Source organism: Streptomyces abyssalis (genome assembly GCF_001751365.1).
Taxonomy (GTDB): Bacteria; Actinomycetota; Actinomycetes; order Streptomycetales; family Streptomycetaceae; genus Streptomyces; species Streptomyces abyssalis.
The window spans coordinates 406,080-425,772 of sequence record NZ_LJGT01000037.1 but is presented as its reverse complement, the minus strand read 5'-3'; the positions used below and the strand labels follow the sequence as shown (position 1 = coordinate 425,772).

The 19,693-nt window shown below is 72.4% G+C and carries 15 protein-coding genes; 11 read left to right on the top strand and 4 right to left on the bottom strand.

From position 1 onward, the window contains the following. The first annotated feature begins 45 nt into the window (after nucleotides 1-45). The 3 genes from AN215_RS05045 (at nucleotide 46) to AN215_RS05040 (ending at nucleotide 3,614) form a co-directional block, all read left to right on the top strand. Nucleotides 46-909, top strand: coding sequence for an SCO6745 family protein (locus tag AN215_RS05045; RefSeq protein WP_070010012.1), 864 nt, complete (start codon nucleotides 46-48; stop codon nucleotides 907-909). 86 nt (nucleotides 910-995) lie between these two features. After that, nucleotides 996-1,121 (top strand): LPFR motif small protein, encoded by a 126-nt coding sequence (locus tag AN215_RS30605; RefSeq protein WP_253186427.1) that lies wholly within the window; start codon nucleotides 996-998, stop codon nucleotides 1,119-1,121. A gap of 54 nt (nucleotides 1,122-1,175) precedes the next feature. After that, nucleotides 1,176-3,614: a Tex family protein gene (locus AN215_RS05040; RefSeq protein ID WP_070010013.1), complete on the top strand. Its 2,439-nt coding sequence runs from the start codon at nucleotides 1,176-1,178 to the stop codon at nucleotides 3,612-3,614. Nucleotides 3,615-3,696: 82 nt separating this feature from the next. Here AN215_RS05040 and AN215_RS05035 read toward each other — a convergent pair whose 3' ends face one another. Together AN215_RS05035 and AN215_RS05030 are read right to left on the bottom strand one after the other, a co-directional pair. Beyond that, a complete protein-coding gene (locus AN215_RS05035) occupies nucleotides 3,697-5,346 on the bottom strand; it encodes an ABC-F family ATP-binding cassette domain-containing protein (RefSeq protein ID WP_070010014.1) in 1,650 nt (549 codons plus the stop codon). Between the two features lie 144 nt (nucleotides 5,347-5,490). Continuing rightward, the gene (locus AN215_RS05030; RefSeq protein WP_070010015.1) at nucleotides 5,491-9,003 is read right to left on the bottom strand and encodes a hypothetical protein; all 3,513 of its coding nucleotides are present in this window, start codon (nucleotides 9,001-9,003) and stop codon (nucleotides 5,491-5,493) included. Nucleotides 9,004-9,162: 159 nt separating this feature from the next. Here AN215_RS05030 and AN215_RS05025 point away from each other — a divergent pair, with 159 nt between their 5' ends. Both AN215_RS05025 and AN215_RS05020 read left to right on the top strand, forming a co-directional pair. After that, nucleotides 9,163-10,116, top strand: a complete 954-nt coding sequence (locus tag AN215_RS05025) for an FAD-dependent oxidoreductase (RefSeq protein WP_070010016.1) — start codon at nucleotides 9,163-9,165, stop codon at nucleotides 10,114-10,116. Between the two features lie 212 nt (nucleotides 10,117-10,328). After that, entirely contained in the window at nucleotides 10,329-11,828 is a 1,500-nt protein-coding gene (locus AN215_RS05020) for a M1 family metallopeptidase (RefSeq protein ID WP_070010017.1), read from the top strand. 172 nt (nucleotides 11,829-12,000) lie between these two features. Here the strand turns inward: AN215_RS05020 and AN215_RS05015 are convergent, their stop codons facing one another. Together AN215_RS05015 and AN215_RS05010 are read right to left on the bottom strand one after the other, a co-directional pair. Further along, nucleotides 12,001-12,786: a VOC family protein gene (locus AN215_RS05015; protein ID WP_070010018.1), complete on the bottom strand. Its 786-nt coding sequence runs from the start codon at nucleotides 12,784-12,786 to the stop codon at nucleotides 12,001-12,003. A gap of 201 nt (nucleotides 12,787-12,987) precedes the next feature. Continuing rightward, entirely contained in the window at nucleotides 12,988-13,809 is an 822-nt protein-coding gene (locus tag AN215_RS05010) for an oxygenase MpaB family protein (RefSeq protein ID WP_070010334.1), read from the bottom strand. 507 nt (nucleotides 13,810-14,316) lie between these two features. Here AN215_RS05010 and AN215_RS05005 point away from each other — a divergent pair. The 6 genes from AN215_RS05005 to AN215_RS04985 all read left to right on the top strand — a co-directional run bounded on the left by AN215_RS05005 (nucleotide 14,317) and on the right by AN215_RS04985 (nucleotide 19,631). Continuing rightward, a complete protein-coding gene (locus AN215_RS05005; protein WP_070010019.1) occupies nucleotides 14,317-15,846 on the top strand; it encodes an aldehyde dehydrogenase family protein in 1,530 nt (509 codons plus the stop codon). Between the two features lie 345 nt (nucleotides 15,847-16,191). Then, nucleotides 16,192-16,365 (top strand): acyl-CoA dehydrogenase family protein, encoded by a 174-nt coding sequence (locus AN215_RS30820; RefSeq protein ID WP_079122700.1) that lies wholly within the window; start codon nucleotides 16,192-16,194, stop codon nucleotides 16,363-16,365. 153 nt (nucleotides 16,366-16,518) lie between these two features. Next, the gene (locus tag AN215_RS05000) at nucleotides 16,519-18,270 is read left to right on the top strand and encodes a sensor histidine kinase (RefSeq protein ID WP_079122699.1); all 1,752 of its coding nucleotides are present in this window, start codon (nucleotides 16,519-16,521) and stop codon (nucleotides 18,268-18,270) included. Then, the gene (locus tag AN215_RS04995) at nucleotides 18,267-18,683 is read left to right on the top strand and encodes a roadblock/LC7 domain-containing protein (protein WP_070010021.1); all 417 of its coding nucleotides are present in this window, start codon (nucleotides 18,267-18,269) and stop codon (nucleotides 18,681-18,683) included. Before AN215_RS05000 ends, AN215_RS04995 begins: the two co-directional genes overlap by 4 nt. Further along, nucleotides 18,680-19,036, top strand: coding sequence for a DUF742 domain-containing protein (locus tag AN215_RS04990; protein WP_070010022.1), 357 nt, complete (start codon nucleotides 18,680-18,682; stop codon nucleotides 19,034-19,036). The genes AN215_RS04995 and AN215_RS04990 overlap by 4 nt, the downstream gene beginning before the upstream one ends. Beyond that, complete coding sequence (locus AN215_RS04985) at nucleotides 19,017-19,631, top strand: GTP-binding protein (protein ID WP_070010023.1); 615 nt, start codon at nucleotides 19,017-19,019, stop codon at nucleotides 19,629-19,631. The genes AN215_RS04990 and AN215_RS04985 overlap by 20 nt, the downstream gene beginning before the upstream one ends. Nucleotides 19,632-19,693 lie beyond the last annotated feature (62 nt).

Genomic DNA, 19,693 nt, shown 5'->3' with positions numbered 1-19,693 from the left:
GTACGCCCGGCGACACCACTATTACCTCTGGGTAACGTGGTGGGCATGACGTCTCTCCCGGAACGCGCCGCCCGGCGGTGCCACAACATGGTCAACCCGCTCCACTCCGCCGTCTACTTCTCCCCCGCGCTGGGCAAGGAGCTCGCCCCGTACGGCATCGACGACCCCAGCGCCGTCTACCTCGCCGGACGTGCGGCGCCCCTGGGCGCGGCGAGCGCCGGCACGGTCACGGCCACCTTCTACAACTTCAGCCACGCTCTCGTCGCACGCTTCGTGCCCGCGGTGTGGGAGTCCGCCTCCCCCGCCACGGTGCTCGCCGCGCGGCTGCGGGCGGTCGACTCGATGCTGCGGGAGCTGCTCGGCGACGAGGCCGTCTCCTCGCCGGAGATGACCGAGGCGGCTCAGCTCGCTCTGAAGGCGGCCGAGGCGTGCACACGTCCCGGCCGCCCGCTCTACGCCGCCAACGCCGATCTGCCCGTACCGGAGGCGCCGCATCTCGCGTACTGGCACGCGGCCACGCTCCTGCGTGAGCACCGGGGCGACGCGCACATAGCCGTACTGCTCTCGGAGGGCCTGGACCCCCTGGAGGCGCTGGTAAGCCACACCGCCAGCGGCCGTGGCATGGCGCCCAAGTGGGTGCTGGCCACCCGCGGTTACAACCAGCAGGACTGGGCGGCGGCCCAGGAGCGGCTGCGGGAGCGGGGGCTGGTGGACGCCGGCGGTGAACTCACCGAGGACGGCATGGCGTTGCGCAAGGAGCTGGAGTACAGCACCGACCGCCTGGACAGCGGCCCGTACGAGCACCTCGGGGAGGCGGGTGTCGCGCGGCTCACCGAACTGGCAGGCGGCTTCGCCGCGTCGGCCGCGAACGCGGGCGCCTTCCCGGAGGACCTGTTCGGCAAGGACTGAGTCCCGGGGGCAGGTTGGCGGGGCGGCACGCAAGGTCCGCGGACCGCCGCCGGTTTACGCGTGCCGTCAACGGCTACCCGGCTCGCATGTTCCGAGCAATCGCAGACGGCCTCCGCATGATCGCGGGCGCCATCGCAACCGTAGTGACCCTGCCGTTCCGCCTGCTGGCGCGCCTGTTCGGCGGCGCATCGCGGGCAGGCCGGAGGGTCTGAGCCCCCGTATCGACCCCGCCGTGACGACGGGAGACGACAGGCGGACCAACCATCGTGACGACGACCATCGAAGGCAGGATCGCCGAGGAACTCGGCGTACGGGAGCGCCAGGTCAGGGCCGCCGTCGAGCTGCTCGACGGCGGGTCGACCGTGCCCTTCATCGCGCGCTACCGCAAGGAAGCGACCGAGACGCTCGACGACGCGCAGCTGCGCTCCCTGGAGGAGCGGCTGCGCTACCTGCGGGAGCTGGAGGAGCGGCGCGAGGCGGTCCTCGAATCCGTACGGTCGCAGGGCAAGCTCGAACCGAAGCTGGAGCAGCAGATCCGGACGGCCGAGACGAAGGCGCGCCTGGAGGACATCTACCTGCCGTTCAAGCCCAAGCGCCGCACCAAGGCGCAGATCGCCCGCGAAGCCGGTCTCGAACCGCTGGCCGACGGGCTGCTGGGCGACCCGGGTGTGCAACCCGAGGCCGCGGCCGCCGCTTTCACCGACTCCGAGAAGGGCGTCGCGGACGCCGCCGCGGCGCTGGAGGGTGCCCGCGCGATCCTCGCCGAACGCTTCAGCGAGGACGCCGACCTCATCGGCGAGCTGCGCGAACGCATGTGGCTGCGTGGACGCCTCACCGCCAGGGTGCGGGAGGGCAAGGAGGAGCAGGGCGCGAAGTTCAAGGACTACTTCGACTACGCGGAGGCCTTCACCGAGCTGCCCTCGCACCGGGTGCTCGCCATGCTCCGCGGCGAGAAGGAGGAGATCCTCGACCTGGCCCTGGAGCCGGAGGAGGAGTCCGCGCAGGGCGCACCCGGCACGCCGGGCGCGTACGAGAGCGCGATCGCCCACCACTTCGGCGTACGGGACGAGGGGCGTGCCGCCGACCCGTGGCTCGCGGAGACGGTGCGCTGGGCGTGGCGCACTCGCATCCTGGTGCGTCTCGGCCTGGATCTGCGGCTGCGGCTGCGAACGGCGGCCGAGGACGAGGCCGTCGGGGTCTTCGCGTCGAACCTGCGTGACCTGCTGCTCGCCGCTCCCGCGGGCACGCGCTCCACGCTCGGCCTCGACCCCGGTCTGCGTACCGGCGTGAAGGTCGCCGTCGTCGACGCGACCGGCAAGGTCGCCGCCACGGACACCGTCTATCCGCACGCACCGCAGAAGCAGTGGGACGAGTCGCTGGCGAAGCTGGCGGCGCTGGCGCGTGAGCACTCCGTCGAGCTGATCGCCATCGGCAACGGCACCGCGTCGCGCGAGACGGACAAGCTGGCGGGCGAACTCATCACCATGCAGCCCGAGTTGAAGCTGACGAAGGTCACCGTCTCGGAGGCGGGCGCCTCCGTCTACTCCGCCTCGGCCTTCGCCTCGCAGGAACTGCCCGAGCTGGACGTCTCGTTGCGCGGCGCGGTCTCCATCGCACGAAGGCTCCAGGACCCGCTCGCGGAGCTCGTCAAGATCGACCCGAAGTCGATCGGTGTGGGCCAGTACCAGCACGATCTGTCCGAGGTGAAGCTGTCGCGCTCGCTGGACGCCGTGGTGGAGGACTGCGTGAACGGCGTCGGCGTCGACGTCAACACCGCCTCCGCTCCCCTGCTTTCGCGGGTCTCCGGCATCGGCACGGTGCTCGCGGAGAACATCGTCGCCCACCGCGACGGCAACGGCCCCTTCAAGAGCCGCCGCGAGCTGAAGGACGTGGCAAGGCTGGGCCCGAAGGCCTACGAGCAGTGCGCGGGCTTCCTGCGCATCCGCGACGGCGAGGACCCGCTGGACGCCTCCAGCGTGCACCCCGAGTCCTATCCGGTCGTCCGTACGATGGTGCAGGCCTCCGGCACCGACGTCTCCACGCTCGTGGGCAACACGGCGGTGCTGCACTCGCTCGACGCGAAGCAGTTCGTGGACGGGACGTTCGGCCTGCCGACCATCACGGACATCCTGCGCGAGCTGGAGAAGCCCGGCCGTGACCCGCGTCCCGCCTTCAGGACCGCGGAGTTCAAGGAGGGCGTGGAGAAGCTCACGGATCTGGAGCCGGGGATGGTCCTGGAGGGCGTGGTCACCAACGTCGCGGCCTTCGGCGCCTTCGTGGACGTCGGCGTGCACCAGGACGGGCTCGTCCATGTCTCGGCGATGTCGAAGACGTTCGTGAAGGACCCGCGGGACGTCGCCAAGCCCGGCGACATCGTGAAGGTCAAGGTCCGCGAGGTCGACGCCGCGCGGAAGCGGATCTCGCTGACGATGCGTCTGGACGACGACACCTCCGGGCAGGGCTCCGGAGGCGCGGAGGGCGGCCGCCGCCAGGGCGGTACGGAGCGCTCGCCGCGGCCACGGCAGGGCGCCGGCAAGCAGGGCGGCGGAAACCAGGGCGCCAGGAAGCAGGGCGGCGGCAACCAGGGCGGCGGCCGCAGCGGCGCCGGCCGGCAGCAGCGCCGCGACGCGGCCCCCGCCAACAGCGAGATGGCCGACGCGCTGCGCAGGGCCGGGCTGCTGGGCGGGGACGGCAAGAAGCGCTGAGCGCACACGGCCGGCCGGGCCGCTCCGCCGGATTGCGCGGAGGGGTCCGGCCACTGCCGGACGGCGGTGGGGCCAAGGGCCGTCACCGGCGCTGAAGTTCTCTCACCACGCCGTCGGCCACCTCGATGTGCCGCGTCGTGCGCACGGCCTCCAGCATGCGGCGGTCATGGGTGACGAGCAGCAGGGTGCCCTCGTATGAGGCCAGGGCCGACTCCAGTTGCTCGATCGCGGGCAGGTCGAGATGGTTCGTGGGCTCGTCCAGCACCAGCAGGTTCACTCCGCGCCCCTGGAGCAGCGCCAGCGCGGCACGGGTCCGCTCGCCGGGTGAGAGGGTCACGGCGGGGCGCAGCACATGCCGGGCCGTGAGGCCGAACTTCGCCAGCAGGGTGCGTACTTCCTGCGGCTCCGTCGACGTGGCGTCCCGGAAGGCTTCCAGCAGGCTCTCCTCCCCGTGGAACAGCCGGCGCGCCTGGTCGACTTCGCCGACCACGACGCCCGCGCCCGAGGAGGCGGTCCCGGCGTCGAGTGGCGTCCTGCCCAGCAGCGCGGCGAGCAGCGTCGACTTGCCCGCACCGTTGGGCCCGGTGACGGCGACACGGTCGCGCCAGTCGATCTGCAGGTCCACGGGCCCCAACCGGAAGGCACCGCGCCGGACTTCGGCGCCGCGCAGGGTGGCGACGACCGACCCGGAACGCGGTGCCGACGCGATCTCCATGCGCAGCTCCCACTCCTTGCGGGGCTCTTCGACCGCGTCGGCGTCCAGCCGTTCGATCATCCGCTCGGTCTGCCGTGCCTTGGCGGCCTGCTTCTCGGTCGCCTCGATGCGGGCGTTCCGTACGTTCTTGTCGTTGTCGGGCATCTTCCGGCGGGCGTTGCGCACGCCCTTGTCCATCCAGCCGCGCTGCTTTCGTGCCCGGTCCTCAAGGCCGGCACGGGTCCTCGCGTACTCGTCGTACTCCTCACGTGCGTGCCTGCGGGCGCGGGCGCGCTCCTCCAGGTAGCTCTCGTAGCCGCCGCCGTAGTGGCCCACGAGCTGCTGTGCCAGGTCGAGTTCGAGCACGGTGTCCACCGTCCGCGACAGGAACTCACGGTCGTGGCTGACGAGTACGGTGGCGGCACGCAGCCCCGAGACGAAGGTCTCCAGAATGCGCAGCCCGTCCAGGTCCAGGTCGTTCGTCGGCTCGTCCAGCAGAAAGACGTCGTAGCGGCTGAGCAGCAGGGACGCGAGGGAGGTACGCGCCGCCTGTCCCCCGGACAGAGAGGTCACCGGCCGGTCCAGGGTGACGTCCAGGCCGAGCCGGGCGGTGACTTCGGCCGCCCTCTCGGACAGGTCGGCGGCGCCGAGGGCGAGCCACCGCTCCAGCGCCACGGCGTAGTCGTCAGCGGCGCCGGGCCGGTCCTCCTCAAGGGCGCGCGTGCTCGTGTCGAGAGCGGTCTGGGCGGCGGCGACCCCGGTGCGGCGCTCCAGGAACGCGCGGACCGTCTCGCCCTGCCTGCGCTCCGGCTCCTGTGGAAGGTGCCCCACGGTCGCGGTCGGCGGTGTGAGTGCGACGCCGCCCGCTTCCGGCTTGGCCAGCCCGGACAGGATGCGCAGCAGGGTGGACTTGCCTGCACCGTTCACGCCGACGAGGCCCACGACCTCTCCCGGGGAGACGACGAGGTCCAGGCCGGAGAAGAGCGGACGGTCGCCGTGCCCGGCCGCGAGGGACTTGGCGACGAGAGTGGCGGACATGGCCGCCGATGTTACGGGCATTCCGCCCACGGGTCGCACGGGTTTCCCGGCAGGCGCGGCGCGGTGCGGGCGGTGCGGCATGGCATGACGTGGTCCGGTGCGGCCCGGTGTCCGGCGCGTGCCGTGCGCCGTGCCGCGAACGGGTCACTCCCCCGGGTCGGTCGCCAGTTCCAGCGCTGCCGCCCGTACGTCGGACGCCTCGTGGCGGCGTACGGAGCGCAGGAGTTCACGCCACGGCTCCGGCCAGCCGCTCGCCGGATTGACCGCCGCGATCAGCGTCACGGCCAGCAGCCCGGCCGCCGTGCCGCCGTCGGCGGCGAGGTCCTGCGCGACGGGCAGCAGCCGTTCCCTGGTCTCGGCCGGCCGCTGTACGGGCCCGAGCGAGCGGCGCAGTTCCCCGGCCGTGCGCCACGCCAGCCCGGGCCGGCCGCTGTGCAGACCGGCGATGCCGCGCAGCTGCCTGCCGAGGGTCTCGGCGTCGCTCTCCAGGGTCACGGCGGAGCAGAGCAGCCGGGCCGCCAGCGGTACGAACTCCTCGTGTCCGGCGAGGAGTACGCCCGTACGTCCGGCGAGGCGGCGCGCGATGCGCCGCCGGCGGGCGCAGTCGCCGAGGGTCAGCGCGATGTGCTCGACGCGGCGCCTGGCGGGGCGGTCCCGGTCCGCGCGGGCGTCGGGGGTGTCCGGCGCGGAGTCCGCCGCGATGAGTCCGGACAGCACCTGCTCGAAGGCGCGGCCTGTGCCCGGCAGCGTGATGACCAGCTCGACCAGTCCTTCGGCGGCCTGCCGCCAGGTTCCGCGGTTGCCGAGGTCGGTGACGGCCGAGGAGAGTACGGCCGCCGCGTCCGGCGCCCACAGCGCCCAGTCGGCGAGCGAGGAGTAGACGGCTTCGGTGACGCCCCGGTCGTCCGCGTGGCACAGGCCGGAGACCAGCCGCGCGTACCGCTCGCGGTGCCGCTCGGGCAGTCCGAGCGGTCGTACGCGCAGCAGCGCGTGCCGCAGTGCGGGCACTCCCTGAGCCGCCGACTCGACGAGCTCCCAGGCCCGGTCGTCGTCGAGCAGGCGGGGTGCGCACTCGACGCAGACCGCCTTCACCTCCGGGTGCTGGCCCTGCAGGGAGTAGACCTTCAGCAGCAGCTCCGCCGCCTCGGCGAGCGGGAGGCAGTCCACTGCCATCCGTACCGTCGCCTTGCGGCCGGCGACCGGCTCGGCCGCGCCCTGGCCGTTCCGGTCGCTCCCGGCCGCCGGAGCGGCCGCCGCCGCTCCCTCCGTACCGTTCGCCGCCGCGTCGTCCTTCGCCGTCGCCGTCGCCCCGGAAGGAGACGGCAGCAGCAGGCGGTGCAGTACGTCGGACAGCCGCCAGGGATCCGTGTGGCGGAACACGCGAGCCAGCGCGGGGACGGCGACGTGGGCGCGTCCGTCGCGCGCGTGCTCCAGCAGCAGGGGCAACGCCTCGTCGGGGCGGTCGGTACGCGCCGTCGCGGCAAGCGCGGTGTCGGCGAGCTCCGACTCCGCCTCGACGGGATCGTTGGCCCACAGCCGCAGCTCCCTCGCGCCCTCGCCGGGGACGGTGGCGAGCCGCCGCAGCGCCTCGCGCCGCACATGCATCTCGCTGCCGTCGTCGTCCGCCTCCTGCGCCAGCAGGCTTGCGGCGGCCCGCTGCTGGCGGGGCAGCCAGCGCGCCGCGCAACGCCCGACGGGAGGCTGGGGACGGCGGCTCTCCTTGCTGAGGAAGCGGCCGTAGGGCGGGGTGACGTCGAGTACGGGGTCGAGCAGATCGGTGCGCCGCGTCGTGATCGTCCGCGAGACGCTGGGGAGCAGCGCCGCGGAGGCGTCGACCGCGAGCACCCGCTCCGCTCTCTCCGCGCGCGTGACCGGGTTGTCCAGCCACAGTGCGACGGCGGTGCGGGCGGTGGACTCGCTGCCGAACTGGACGGCCTGCCACAGCAGTTGCTGCAGTTCGGGCATGCCTGCCGCGCGCCGCCCGACGGCTCGCGCAAGCGCGAACGTCAGTCCGTGGTCGTCGTTCTCGGCGCCCGCCTCCAGCCAGTACCGCAGCGCTTCGTAGACGGCGAACTCGTGTCCGTACGGAAGTCGGCGGTCGAGCTGACCGAGATCCGCCCCGTCGGTGTTGCCGGAGAGCCGCACGGTCGTGCGCAGCGCCCAGCCGACCAGACCCTGCCGGCTGCCCGCGACGTGTTCGCGCAGCAGCGAGCGGGCGAGACGGCCCAGTGCGGCACGGCTCTCCTGCGAGGAGCCCGGTACCCCTACGGCGTCACCGGCGACGCGGTCCAGGTGGTCGACCGCCTCGTCCTCGAACAGCCGCGCCGGCACCTCCGCGAGGGCGGCGAGCGCCGCCGCCCGTACGGACTCGTGCTCGTCACGCAGCCGCGCCATGTCGGCGACGAGAGCCGTCACCACCGTCCTGTTGCCGCCGTGCCGGTCGGCGGTGTGCGCGGCCTGCCGGACCAGCATCGGCCAGGCGCGCGCCCTGTCCTCGGGTGAGGGCCGGCGGGTGGCGGCGGTGACCTCCGCGTACGCCGACTCGTCGGGCAGGTGTGCCAGGGCGGCGAGCACGGTGGACCAGTGCGCTCCGCGAGCGCGTGCCTGCTGGGCCGTCCGCCGTGCCTCCTCCTCGCGGCGGCTGTGCGGAAGCGCCGAGAGGACGTCCTCGTGGAGGACTCCGTGTGCGCGCTCCTCGGCGTCGGTCACCATGTCGTGGAACTCGGCACGGCGGCCCGGCGGAAGCGCGCGCAGCAGCTGGGCGAATCGGTCGGGGCGGCCGCTGAAGACGCGCCCGAGATCCTCCAGGCCGGACGGGTCCGTATGCACCAGGCGCCTCAACACCTGTACAGGCAGGCCGAGTTCGCGCAGCTCGGCGACCTGCCCGGGACGCAGCAGCAGCCGCAGGGCGCGCCCCGCGTCGGCAGCGACGAGCCGTCCCAGGTGGGGCAGGAACTCCGGGCTGAGCAGGCCACTTTCGCGGTACTGCTCCAGCAGGTCCAGTACGCGCCGGGGCCGGCCCACGCAGATGCGGGCGACGCCCGCGCCGTAGCGCTGCCACCACTGCTCCCGCAGTACGTGCGGCAGGTCTTCGAGCTGCCGTCCCGCCTCCGCCAGGAGGAGGTCCGGGTGCCGGGACGCGAGCGAGCGCCAGGCGGTGACGGCGTGGAAGAGGGCGGGCAGCAGCCGCGTCACGGTCTCCGTCCCGCAGCCGGGCAGCAGCCGGGCGGCCTCCGTGTCGCCCCAGCGGGTGCGGACGGCGTCGATCAGGCCGTCCGCGAGTTCCGTGCGGCGGCCGCGGACGATGGTGCGGGTCAGCTGGGCGCGCACGGCGGACGGCGCGTCGTGCAGCGCCACCCACAGGGCGTCGTCGCTGATGGCGGCGGAACGTGCGCGGGCGGCGCGCTGTGCGTGGCCGCGGACGAAGGGGTCGGGGTGCGCGAGCCGGGCGGAGAGGTAGTCGGTGTCACGGGCGGCGCAGGCGGCAATGATCGCGACCCGCTTCCCGTACATCCCGTACTCCTCCAGCCCGTGCAGAAGCCCCGTCAGCTCCTCGTGGCCGACGGCCCGCGCGTGGGCCGCGACCAGCCGTGTGCGCTGCGGGTACGCGAGCGGCTCGAGGCTGTCGAGGAGTTCGGTGGCGGCTGCACGGGACATGGCGTGGATTCTGCCCGCTGCCTGTGTGCCGCGTAAGAGTTCTTCACAGGGATGTGCAGGACGTGAGTGTTTTGCGGCCGGTACGTGTACGCGGGCACGCCTCCGGGGAACTCTTCCCGCCGGAGAATGCCCTCCGGTGCCGCGGGATAACGTCGTTCCATGGATGAAGTGATCGTCGTCGGCGGCGGGGTGAGCGGACTGACCACGGCGGTGCTCCTCGCAGAGCGCGGCCTGAAGGTCCGGGTGTGGAGCCGGAACCTGGACGCGGACACGGCATCGGGGGTCTCCGGTGGGCTGTGCTGGCCGTACCGCATCGAGCCCCAGGAGAAGGCCCTGGAGTGGGCGGTGCGTTCCTTCCGCAACTTCGCCTGGCTCGCCGAACAGCCGGCACACACGGGAGTACGCCTGGTGCGGGGCACCCTGGAGGGCGGCGCGGCCGCCTCGGTGCCGCCGGAATGGATCTCGCTGATCGGGTCGCCTCCACGAACCCCCATTGTCGACATGCTGACGTATCTCCCTTATCTGCGGGGGCGGTTGACGGCTGCGGGCGGCAGCTGGGAGCAGCGCCGGATCGGCTCGCTCGCCGAGGCGTCGGCGCGGGCGGAGGCGGTGGTCGACTGCAGCGGCCTGGGCGCGCGGGAGTTGGCGGGCGACACCGGGATGCGGCCGGTGCGGGGGCAGATCGTGGTCGTGGAGAACCCGGGCGTCGAGGAGTGGTTCCTCTCGTCCGAGGCGGGGGTCCCGGAGACCACGTACGTACTGCCGCAGCCGTACGGCCTGCTCCTCGGCGGCACGGCCGACGAGGACGCCGAGGAGACCACGCCCGACCCCGCCACGACCCGTGCCATCGTGGAGCGTTGCGCGCGTGTGCACCCCGCACTCGCCGGGGCGCGCATCCTCGAGGAGCGGGTGGGCCTGCGCCCGTACCGGCCGAGGGTGCGGCTGGAGGCGGAGACGCTGCCGGACGGCACGCCGTGCGTGCACAACTACGGTCACGGCGGCGCGGGCGTCACGGTCTCGTGGGGCTGTGCGCTGGAGGCGGTGCGGCTCCTGCGCCCGGACGGTGGGGGCGGGCACGGCGGGGACGGCGGTGTACCGGCCGCGGACGGCTGACCTGCGGGGCGCCCGGTGCGGCCGGCGGCACGCGGTACGCCGTACGCGATCCAGGGGTACGGCGCGTGATGCAACCGCATGGCATTCATGTGTAGATGCATACGAAACAGATACGGCGGGCCACCCGAGTACATACCCTTTCGACCATTCGTGTCGCATCGGATCGCGTCATGGCGTCATCTCGGCGCTGTCGCAAGGGAGTTGGAGGACTCGTGCGTCAAAGACTCATCGTTTCGGGTGCGGTGGTGGCCGCCCTCACGCTGACGGTCCCGGCCTCGGCCGCCGGCGCGGGACCATCGCCGGGCGCACCCGGCGTGGGCGACTCCTACTACCCGGACTACGGCAACGGCGGCTACGACGCCTCCCACTACGACCTGAGGCTCAAGTACCAGCCGAAGACGGACGAGTTGAACGGCACCGCGACCGTCCTCGCCAGGGCCACCCAGGATCTGAGCCGCTTCAACCTGGACTTCTCGCTCGATGTGAAGGAGGTGCATGTCAACGGCCGCAAGGCCAAGGTGTCCACGGCCGGCTCCCACGAACTGCGCGTCACCCCGGCCGAACCGCTCGCCGAGGGTGAGGACTTCAGCGTCGTCGTGCGCTATTCGGGCGTACCGTCCGAGGTGGAGGTCGACGGTTACACGGCCTGGCAGCGCACGCCGGACGGCGGGGTCGCGGCGGGCGAGCCCGAGTCGGCCTGGTGGTGGTACCCGAGCAACGACCACCCCAGCGACAAGGCGACGTTCGACATCAGCGTCGCGGTCCCGAAGGGCTACAAGAGCATCAGCAACGGCGACCTGGTCTCCGAGGAGCCGGCCGGCAAGGGCTGGGTCCGCTCCAACTGGCGTTCCGGCGAGCCCCAGACCACGTACCTGGCGACACTGGCCGTGGGGAAGTTCGACGTCACCAAGAGCCGCACGGAGAGCGGCATCCCCGTCGTCAACGCCTACAGCAGGGAACTGGACGGCGAGGACGGTTCCGCGCGGGCCAGCCTTGAGCGCACCGCCGAGATCACCGACTGGCTGGAGGGCGTCTTCGGCAAGTACCCATTCAGCTCCGTCGGCGGCTATGTGCCCGACACGGGCGCCGGCTTCGCACTGGAGACGCAGACCCGGCCGTTCTACGGCAACGAGCGCTTCAAGTCCGGCACGGACGTCTCCGTCGTCGTGCACGAACTGGCGCACCAGTGGTACGGAGACAGTGTCTCGGTGCGCAACTGGCGGGACATCTGGCTCAACGAGGGCTTCGCCACGTACGCGTCGTGGCTGTGGTCGGAGAAGGAGGGCGAGGGCACGGCGCAGGAGATCGCCGACGAGGTCTACGACTCCTACCCGGCCGGTGACGAGTTCTGGAAGGTCAAGCCCGCCGACCCCGGCCCGGAGAACCAGTTCCACGGCGCGGTCTACGACCGGGGCGCGATGGCGCTGCAGGCACTGCGCAACAAGACCGGCGACAAGGACTTCTTCAAGATCCTCAAGGGCTGGCCCGCCGAGCACGAGGGCGGCAACGCACGCGTCGGGCAGTTCGTGAAGTACGCCGAGAAGGTCTCCGGCAAGCCCCTCAAGTCGCTCTTCGGCACATGGCTCCGCAAGGCTTCAAAGCCCGGCAAGCCCGCTCTCGGCGGTGGCACGGCCGCGGCCGGGGACAAGGGTGAGCGCCCGGAGTCATGGGAGGAGCTCCAGGCCGTTCACGGCGCCCACCGCCACCACTGAGCCCGGAACAGGAGCCGGAAGACCAGGAAACACACAGGCACATGGCCCGGCCCCCGGAGCACGTCCGCTCCGGGGGCCGGGCCATGTGGTGTGCCGCGCCTGCGGCGGTGAGGCTGTGTGCGGGCGCGGGATGTGCTGCCGCGCGTGCTGTGCTGCTGTGCGCCGGTCGGGGTCAGGCCCCGTCCACCGGTACGGGCTTGATGAGCGCGAACGCCGCACCCTGCGGGTCCTGAACGACGGCCATGCGGCCCGCCATCATGTCGAACGGCGGCACGAGCACCGAACCGTCCGCCCGGACGAGGGCGTCGACGGTGCTGTCGGTGTCGTCGACCGCGAAGTACGTCATCCAGTGCGAAGGCGTACCGGGGGGCGAGTTCTCCAGGCCCTGCGCGCCGCCGACCGTACGGCCGCCCACGGTGAGGGCGTGGTAGCCGGGTGCGCCCTCCATCGGCCTGGTCTCGATGCCGAGGCTGCGGTAGAAGGACTTGGCGGCGTCCATGGCCGAGGTGTTGAGTTCGCTCCAGATGACGGCTCCGTGCTCGTTGACCATCTGAGCGCCGATGAAGTCCTTCGCCTGCCACAGGCCGAAGACGGCTCCCGCGGGGTCCGTGGCGACAGCCATCCGCCCGAGGTCCATCACGTCCATCACCGGCACCATCACGGTGCCTCCGCTGTCGGTGACGCGGTGTGCGGCGGCGTCGGCGTCCTCCGTCGCCAGATACATCGTCCACGCGGGCGGCGGCGTGGACCCACCCTCCTGGCCCGCCGCCGACATGATGCCCGCAACGGGCTTGCCGTGCAGAGTGCAGACCGAGTAGCCGCCGTTCTCCGGCGGCCCGATCTCGCCCTGCCAGCCGAAGAGATCCTTGTAGAAGTCCAGGGCCGCCTGCTGGTCGGGGACCATCAGATCGACCCAGCACGGGACGCCGGGTTCGTACCTCGCAGTTACCTCGGGCATGGCAGCTCCTTGTCGGGGACTCGGTGCCGGTCACTGTGCCGAGAGCGCCGGGCCGTGCCGCTCCCGCCACGCCGCCGCGCGGCCCGGGCCGCCGCCGAATTCACCCGCCTCCCCTCCTCGCCTCGCCCTAGGCCTCGTCGTAGGGGGCGCGGCGGGTACGGGCGGTCGCGGCGGGTGGCAGCTGGTCCGGGCCGGCGGCCGTCAGTCCCGGCGCCCCTCCCGGTACGCCTTGCGGGCCCTGTACGCCGCGGGCAGGAACCGGAGCCGCTCCGGCAGCAGCGGCACCACCGCGCGCACCACGCGCCCCAGCATCACCAGGCGCCGTTCCTGCCGCCGCGTCCAGGCGAGGCCGATGGCCTCACGGGCGTCGGCCGGCATCAGCCCGATGGTCACGAAGCGCTGGAATCGGGCGAACGCGGGCCGCAGCGCGGGCCACAGCAGCCGCAGCACCGCTCGTACGGGGCGCGGACCGCGGTCGGGGGGCGGCAGCGGACGGCCGATGTCCGTCAGCTCCTCCACGACGAGGGTCTTCTCGATCTCCTCGGCGAGCATCCGCCGGTAGTACGGCCAGAACTCCTCGACCGTCTGCGGCATGTCCCGCTCCCGCAGACCGAGGACGCGCCCCACCTGGAGCCACTCCGAGTACAGCTGCCGCTCCTCGGCGTCCGTGTACGGGCGGCTGCCGAGGTAGTGCTGCGCGTGCCGGTAGACGGGGAAGCCCGTGGCGTGCACCCAGGAGTAGTTGGCCGGGGTCAGCGCGTGGTACTCGCGGCCGTGCGCGTCGACACCCTCGATCCCGCGGTGCAGCCTGCGCAGCCGCCTCCCCTCCTCGGCCGCCCCGGCACCGCCGTACACCCAGAGCTGCACGCTGGCCAGGGAACGTTCGGCGCGGCCCCAGGGGTCCGTACGGAAGACGGAGTACTCGTCGACTCCGGCGCTGACGGCGGGATGCGCCACCTGCATGACCAGGGCCGGGGGCAGCGTCAGCAGCATCCGGACCTCGCCCGCGAGGTCCCAGAGCATCCCGCCCGGCCCGGGCGGCTCCGGCTCGTCGCGGGGCGGCCGCGTGGGTGCGCCGCCGTGGGCGGTTCCGGTGCGGCCTGTCCCGGTGCTCTCGCTGCTGTCGCTCGCTTTCCTCCTCATCCTGTTCATGATGCTCCCAGCCGTGTGCGCGTGCGCGGCCCGCTCCCCCGCCGGGGACGTGGCGGGCCTGGGCCCGTGGGCGATCAGCCCGGTGTGCCGTCCCGTACCGGCGCCTCCCTACCGCGTACCCCTGAAGGAGCGACCGCCGCCGGGGGCAAGTTGGACGAGCGGAACGGGCCACCGGACAAGCGGAACAGGCACGAGGGCGGGGGCACGTACGGGCCAACTGCCCTGCTGCCAACAGGACTTGCCATCCGCTTGCCGCGCCGGCCCGCTGGTAGCCTGCGCGGCTGTGCGCCCTCGCCGGCCGCCTCACGCGCTCCGCGGTCCGGGCCGGGTGAGCGCGCAGCACCGACCGCCCGCGCCCCTCCCACCAGAGGAAGTCTGATGACCGGTACCGGACGTTTCGTCTCCCTTTCGCCCGCCACCGGGGCAGAGCTCGCCGGCTATCCGGTGCACGGCCAGCAGGAGGTGTCAGCGGCGGTCGGCCGCGCCCGCGAGGCGGCGAAGGGCTGGGCGAGGGCCGGCTGGAGCGGGCGCCGGGCGGCTCTGCTCACGTACAAGCGCGCGCTCGCCGCACGTACCGGCGAGATCGCCGCGGTCGTCGCGGCCGAGACCGGCAAACCGGATCACGACGCCCGCAGCGAGGTGCTGCTGGCCGTCATCCATCTGGACTGGGCCGCCCGTCACGCCCGGCGCGTGCTGGGCCGCCGAAGCGTCGCTCCCGGACTGCTCTCCGCACACCAGCGGGCGCTGCTGGCATACCGGCCGCTCGGGGTCGTCGGCGTGATCGGTCCGTGGAACTACCCGGTCCACACGCCCATGGGGTCGATCGGCTACGCGCTCGCGGCAGGTAACGGCGTTGTCTTCAAACCGTCCGAACTCACCCCCGGCACAGGCGTCCTGCTCGCGCGCATCTGGGCCGAGACGCTGCCCGAACACGCGGACCTGTTCCGCACCGTGACCGGTCAGGGGCCGACCGGAGAGGCTCTGGCGCGCTCCGGCGTGGACAAGGTGGCCTTCACCGGCTCATCCGGCACGGCGCGCAAGGTCGCGGCCGTCTGCGCGGAGTCCCTGACCCCGCTGGTGGCCGAGGGCGGCGGCAAGGACGCGGTGCTGGTCGGCGGCGACCTCGACGACGCGGGGCTGGACCGGGCCGCGGAGGCCGTCGTGTGGGGCGCCATGTCGAACGCGGGCCAGACCTGCGCGGGTGTGGAGCGGGTGTACGCGGTCGCGTCCGTGCACGAGGAGCTGTGCGAGCGCATCGTGCGGCGGGCGAAGCAGGTCGTCACAGGGCCGGCGGAGACGGAAACCGCCGGGACGGAATCCGCGGACGGGAGCCGGGACCCCCACTACGGACCGCTGACGCTCCCCTCGCAGCCGGCGAAGGTCGAGCACCATCTCAAGGATGCCATCGCGGCCGGTGCCCGCGTGCTGCTCGGCGGACCGGAGTCGGTGCGTGCGCCGTACGTGCACCCGGTCGTGCTGGCGGACGTGCCGGAGGACTCGCCCGTCATGCGCGAGGAGACCTTCGGCCCTGTCGTCGCGGTGAACCCGGTGCGCGACCTGGACGAGGCCGTCGAACGTGCCAACGCCTCCCCGTACGCCCTCGGCGCCGCCGTCTTCAGCGGCTCGCGGCGGACCGGCGAGGAGGCCGCGGCCAGGCTGCGCGCGGGCGCCGTGTCGGTGGGTTCGGTGCTCGGCTTCGCCGCGATCCCGTCGCTGCCCTTCGGGGGCTCCGGGGAGTCGGGTTACGGCCGGGTGCACGGTGCGGACGGGCTGCGCGGCTTCGCCGCACCGCAGGCGATCACGGTACGGCGCTTCGCGCCGCTCGCGGATCTGACGTCGTACGCCACCCCGCGGGCGAAGGCCTCCCGCATGGTCGAGCTGGCTCGCCGTCTCCACGCACGCATGTGAGGGCCGCGCGCACGGCCCGCTGACAACGCTGCCGGAATACCGGGCGGCCCGGGCGGCCCTGCCGGGACGGGCGGTGTTCCGTTCACCACGCGTGATTCCGGCGGCACTCCGGGATACGAAAGCCGGACCGGCAATCGTCCGCGGGCAGTCCGGGCGGTCCGTCCGCTTCTTCCGGGCACCCGCATCGCCGACTGGCCGTTCCGGCAACCGAATTGGGGTGTGTACGCCTTCCCGTACGGGAACTGCGCCACATTGCGATGCCGAGCGGAACGAACTCTTCCCACGGGGCGCTTCCATGGCCAGACTGAGGACCACTGAACTGGCCAGGCACGCCCCCCAGAAGGCATGCGAACGATGGGCGGTTATGGCTATGCGATCGAATACGACATGGAACGCCAATTGCGTACAGCTGTGGTATTCACGGTTCGGCGCGGCACAATCGAGATCCAACGGGACATCATCGGCAGGACTTTCGGACCCCGGCCCGCCGCCAGGGGCGGTCCTGCGGTACCGGGCTGATCTGAACAGTCGGATGTAGGTGAGCGATTGATCAGATGTTTTCGGCCTGCGGCTTTAAATGATCGCTGCCTCCCCTATATTGGTGCGGCGCTGACCGGACTGTCGCGGCTCCCCGACCTGTCCGCCCGGACCTGTCCACAAGGACCCTGATTGATGACCCCCGAGACCTCCCAACCGCCCAAACGCTCCGCCCACGGCGCCGCGGCCCCCGGAACCGGGCAGCCGCCGAACAAACCCAGAGCGGGGACGGGCACCGCTCTCGCCCTGCTGATAGCCCTCCTCGTCACGGGCCCCGCCTGCCTGACAGCCGTCTACGCGGCGCCGCAGTCCATACGCCCGGGCATGGCCTGGGGCAGCGGCTCGGCCGCGCTCGTGCTGAGCATCGCGGTCGCCCTCGCCACCCGAGGCATCCTCGTGTCACGCGGGCTGCGCGCCGTCATCAAGCAGCAGAACGCCGACGCCGAGGCCGAGCGGGCGGTCGCCGCGCACTTCGCGGACGTCATCGTCCCGATCCTGGTGGAACGGCTCCGCTCAGGCGCCTCCGCGCAGACCGCGCTCGCCGCCGTGCCGACGGTCGCCAACAGCACCCACCAGCGGGTACTGCACTCGCTGGCCAACGAGGTGCACCGCGGTGAGGGAATGCGCGCCGCCGCGATGGCCGCGTGCGCCAACGCCGCGGGCCGCGTACAGGCGCTGGCCACCAGCATGGCGGCGGACCTGCGGGAGATGGAGCACAGGTACTCCGACGAGGAGGTCCTCGGCGACCTGCTGCACCTGGACCACCGCACGGCGCAGACCGGACGCCTCGCGGACTCCATCGCCGTGCTGACCGGGGCCCGCACCGGGCGTCGCTGGGCCAAGCCCATCGTGATGGAGAGCATCCTGCGGGGCGCGATGGGCCGCATCAGCGGCTATCAGCGCATCCGGCTGCACTCCTCCTGCGAGCTGGCCGTCGCCGGCCACGCGGCCGAGGGCGTGATGCACGCGCTGGCCGAACTCATGGACAACGCCGCGAACTTCTCCCCGCCGACCTCCGAAGTGCATGTGTACGTGGAGGAGGCGTCGGCCGGCGTCATCGTCACCGTCGAGGACGGCGGACTGGTCATGGGTGAAGTCGCCCTGGAACGCGCCCAGCAGGCCGTCTCCTCGGAGTCCCTGGACCTGACCAACCTCTCCGGTACGCGGCTCGGCCTCGCCGTGGTGGGACGGCTCGCCCACAAGCACAACCTCTCGGTGTCGTTCCGTCCGTCCGCCCACGGAGGCACGGGTGTGCTGCTGAGGATTCCGCAGACGCTGATCACACGGCCCGCGCGGGAGACCGAGAGCCCGGCGCCCGCCCAGGTCCGCGAGAGCAGTGCCGGCACGGGACCGCGGCCGGCCGCCGCCCCCGCAGCCGCACCGTCCGCTCCTTCCGCACTGTCCGCTCCGTCCGCTGCTTCCGGGCCGTCCGGGCCGCGGCCGTCCGAACCGGTGGCCCGGTCCGGCGACACGGCGTCCCTGTCGTCCCGTGAACCGCGGGGGGCGGGCGAACTGCCGAAGCGCAGGCGCACGGTGCAAACGCCGGTGAACGAGACGGCCGGCCAGGACGGCGGGGACCTCTCCTCCGGGAACACCGGCACCGAACCATCCCCCGAGCACGCATCCGTCGCGGAGAGCGGCCCCAGCGGTCTGCCCAAGCGGCGGCGCGGACAGACGCTCGCCGCGGCCCAGCAGCGCAACGCGTCGTCCCAGTCGGGCAGTGCGGCAGAGGCGGCCAGAACGGCCGCGCAGTCGGGATCGCGGTTCGGGGCCTTCCGCCGCGCCGTACAGGGCAGTTCGTCCGCCCAGGAGCAGAAACCCGACGACGACGCTTCTTCCGTGTCCCCCTCCACCTCCTCTTCCCGCCCGGAGGACAACACCGAATGATCACCGACGGCAAGCTCGACTGGCTGCTGGAGAGTCTGCTGCGGCGGACACCGGGCGCACGGCACGCCCTGGTGCTGTCCCGCGACGGACTCAAGTTGTGCAGCTCCTCCGAACTCGACATGGACCAGGCCGACCAGCTGGCCGCCATCTCCGCAGGCATCCAGAGCCTCTCCCACGGCGCGTCCGTGGAGTTCGGCAATGGCAGCGGAGGCGTGCGCCAGGCAATGGCCGAGTTCTACGGCGGCATCCTCTTCGTCGTCGAGGCGGGCTCCGGCGCCCACCTCGCGGTGGTGGCGACCGAGGACTCGGACGTCGGCCTCATCGGCCACAACATGAACGAACTCGTCGAGCAACTGAGCGAGTACCTCACCACTCCGCCCAGGCAGCAGGACGAGACCAGAGACCCCGCATGAAACGGCCGGGCCGGGACGACGACCCGGACCGGCTGTACACCGTGACAGGTGGGCGCAGCCGGTCCGGCACCGACGCCTTCGACCTGGTGACGCTGGTGGTCAGCGAGTCCGAGCCGACCCCCGGGATGCAGTCGGAACACGCCTCCATCCTGCGGATCTGCCGTTCGCCCACGGCGGTGGTCGAGATCGCCTCCGACCTCGGGCTGCCCGTGAGCATCGTCCGGATCCTGCTCGGCGACCTGCACGCCGCGGGCCGGATCACCGCCCGCCATCCGCGTACGGCCGCATCCGCGGATCAACTCCCCGATCCAGAAATCCTGAAGCAGGTGCTCGTTGGACTCCGCAACCTCTGATCTGACCGGAACCCGCCCACCACTGCGCAGCACCGCCGACAACGGCCTCAAGATCGTCATCGTCGGCGGTTTCGGCGTCGGCAAGACCACGATGGTCCGCTCCGTCAGCGACATCCGTCCGCTCAACACCGAGGAGACGATGACGCGGGCGGGCGAGGGCGTCGACAACGCCGACGACGTGCCCAGCAAGACGACGACCACGATCGCCTTCGACTTCGGGCGCATCAGCCTCAACGACCGTACGGTGCTGTACCTGTTCGGGGCGCCGGGCCAGGAGCGCTTCTGGTTCCTGTGGGACCGGCTCTTCACCGGCACGCTCGGCGCCGTCGTGCTCGTGGACACGCGCAGACTCGTGGACTCCTGGTACGCGATCGACCGTCTGGAACAGCACGGCATGCCCTTCATCGTGGCCCGCAACGACTTCGGCGGGCCGCACTACTCCGCCGAGGACGTGCGCGAGGCGCTCGACCTTCCCGATGACATCCCGCTCATCGAATGCGACGCGCGCTCCCGCGAGTCCAGCAAGGAAGTGCTGATCACCCTCGTCAACCACCTGTACACCCTGTCCTCCTCCGCTCGGGAGAGCACTACGTGACCACGCAGCACCCGCAGTCCGGCCCGGACGAGTCCCCCGAGCCCGGTGACCCGGACGCACGG

Coding starts and splice junctions, on each gene's coding strand:
- AN215_RS05025 (WP_070010016.1), top strand. CDS start 9,163: ATGGATGAAGTGATCGTCGTCGGCGGCGGGGTGAGCGGACTGACCACG.
- AN215_RS05035 (WP_070010014.1), bottom strand. CDS start 5,346: ATGTCCGCCACTCTCGTCGCCAAGTCCCTCGCGGCCGGGCACGGCGAC.
- AN215_RS30820 (WP_079122700.1), top strand. CDS start 16,192: ATGCGAACGATGGGCGGTTATGGCTATGCGATCGAATACGACATGGAA.
- AN215_RS04990 (WP_070010022.1), top strand. CDS start 18,680: ATGAAACGGCCGGGCCGGGACGACGACCCGGACCGGCTGTACACCGTG.
- AN215_RS30605 (WP_253186427.1), top strand. CDS start 996: ATGTTCCGAGCAATCGCAGACGGCCTCCGCATGATCGCGGGCGCCATC.
- AN215_RS05010 (WP_070010334.1), bottom strand. CDS start 13,809: ATGCTCTGGGACCTCGCGGGCGAGGTCCGGATGCTGCTGACGCTGCCC.
- AN215_RS05045 (WP_070010012.1), top strand. CDS start 46: ATGACGTCTCTCCCGGAACGCGCCGCCCGGCGGTGCCACAACATGGTC.
- AN215_RS05015 (WP_070010018.1), bottom strand. CDS start 12,786: ATGCCCGAGGTAACTGCGAGGTACGAACCCGGCGTCCCGTGCTGGGTC.
- AN215_RS05030 (WP_070010015.1), bottom strand. CDS start 9,003: ATGTCCCGTGCAGCCGCCACCGAACTCCTCGACAGCCTCGAGCCGCTC.
- AN215_RS05000 (WP_079122699.1), top strand. CDS start 16,519: ATGACCCCCGAGACCTCCCAACCGCCCAAACGCTCCGCCCACGGCGCC.
- AN215_RS05005 (WP_070010019.1), top strand. CDS start 14,317: ATGACCGGTACCGGACGTTTCGTCTCCCTTTCGCCCGCCACCGGGGCA.
- AN215_RS04995 (WP_070010021.1), top strand. CDS start 18,267: ATGATCACCGACGGCAAGCTCGACTGGCTGCTGGAGAGTCTGCTGCGG.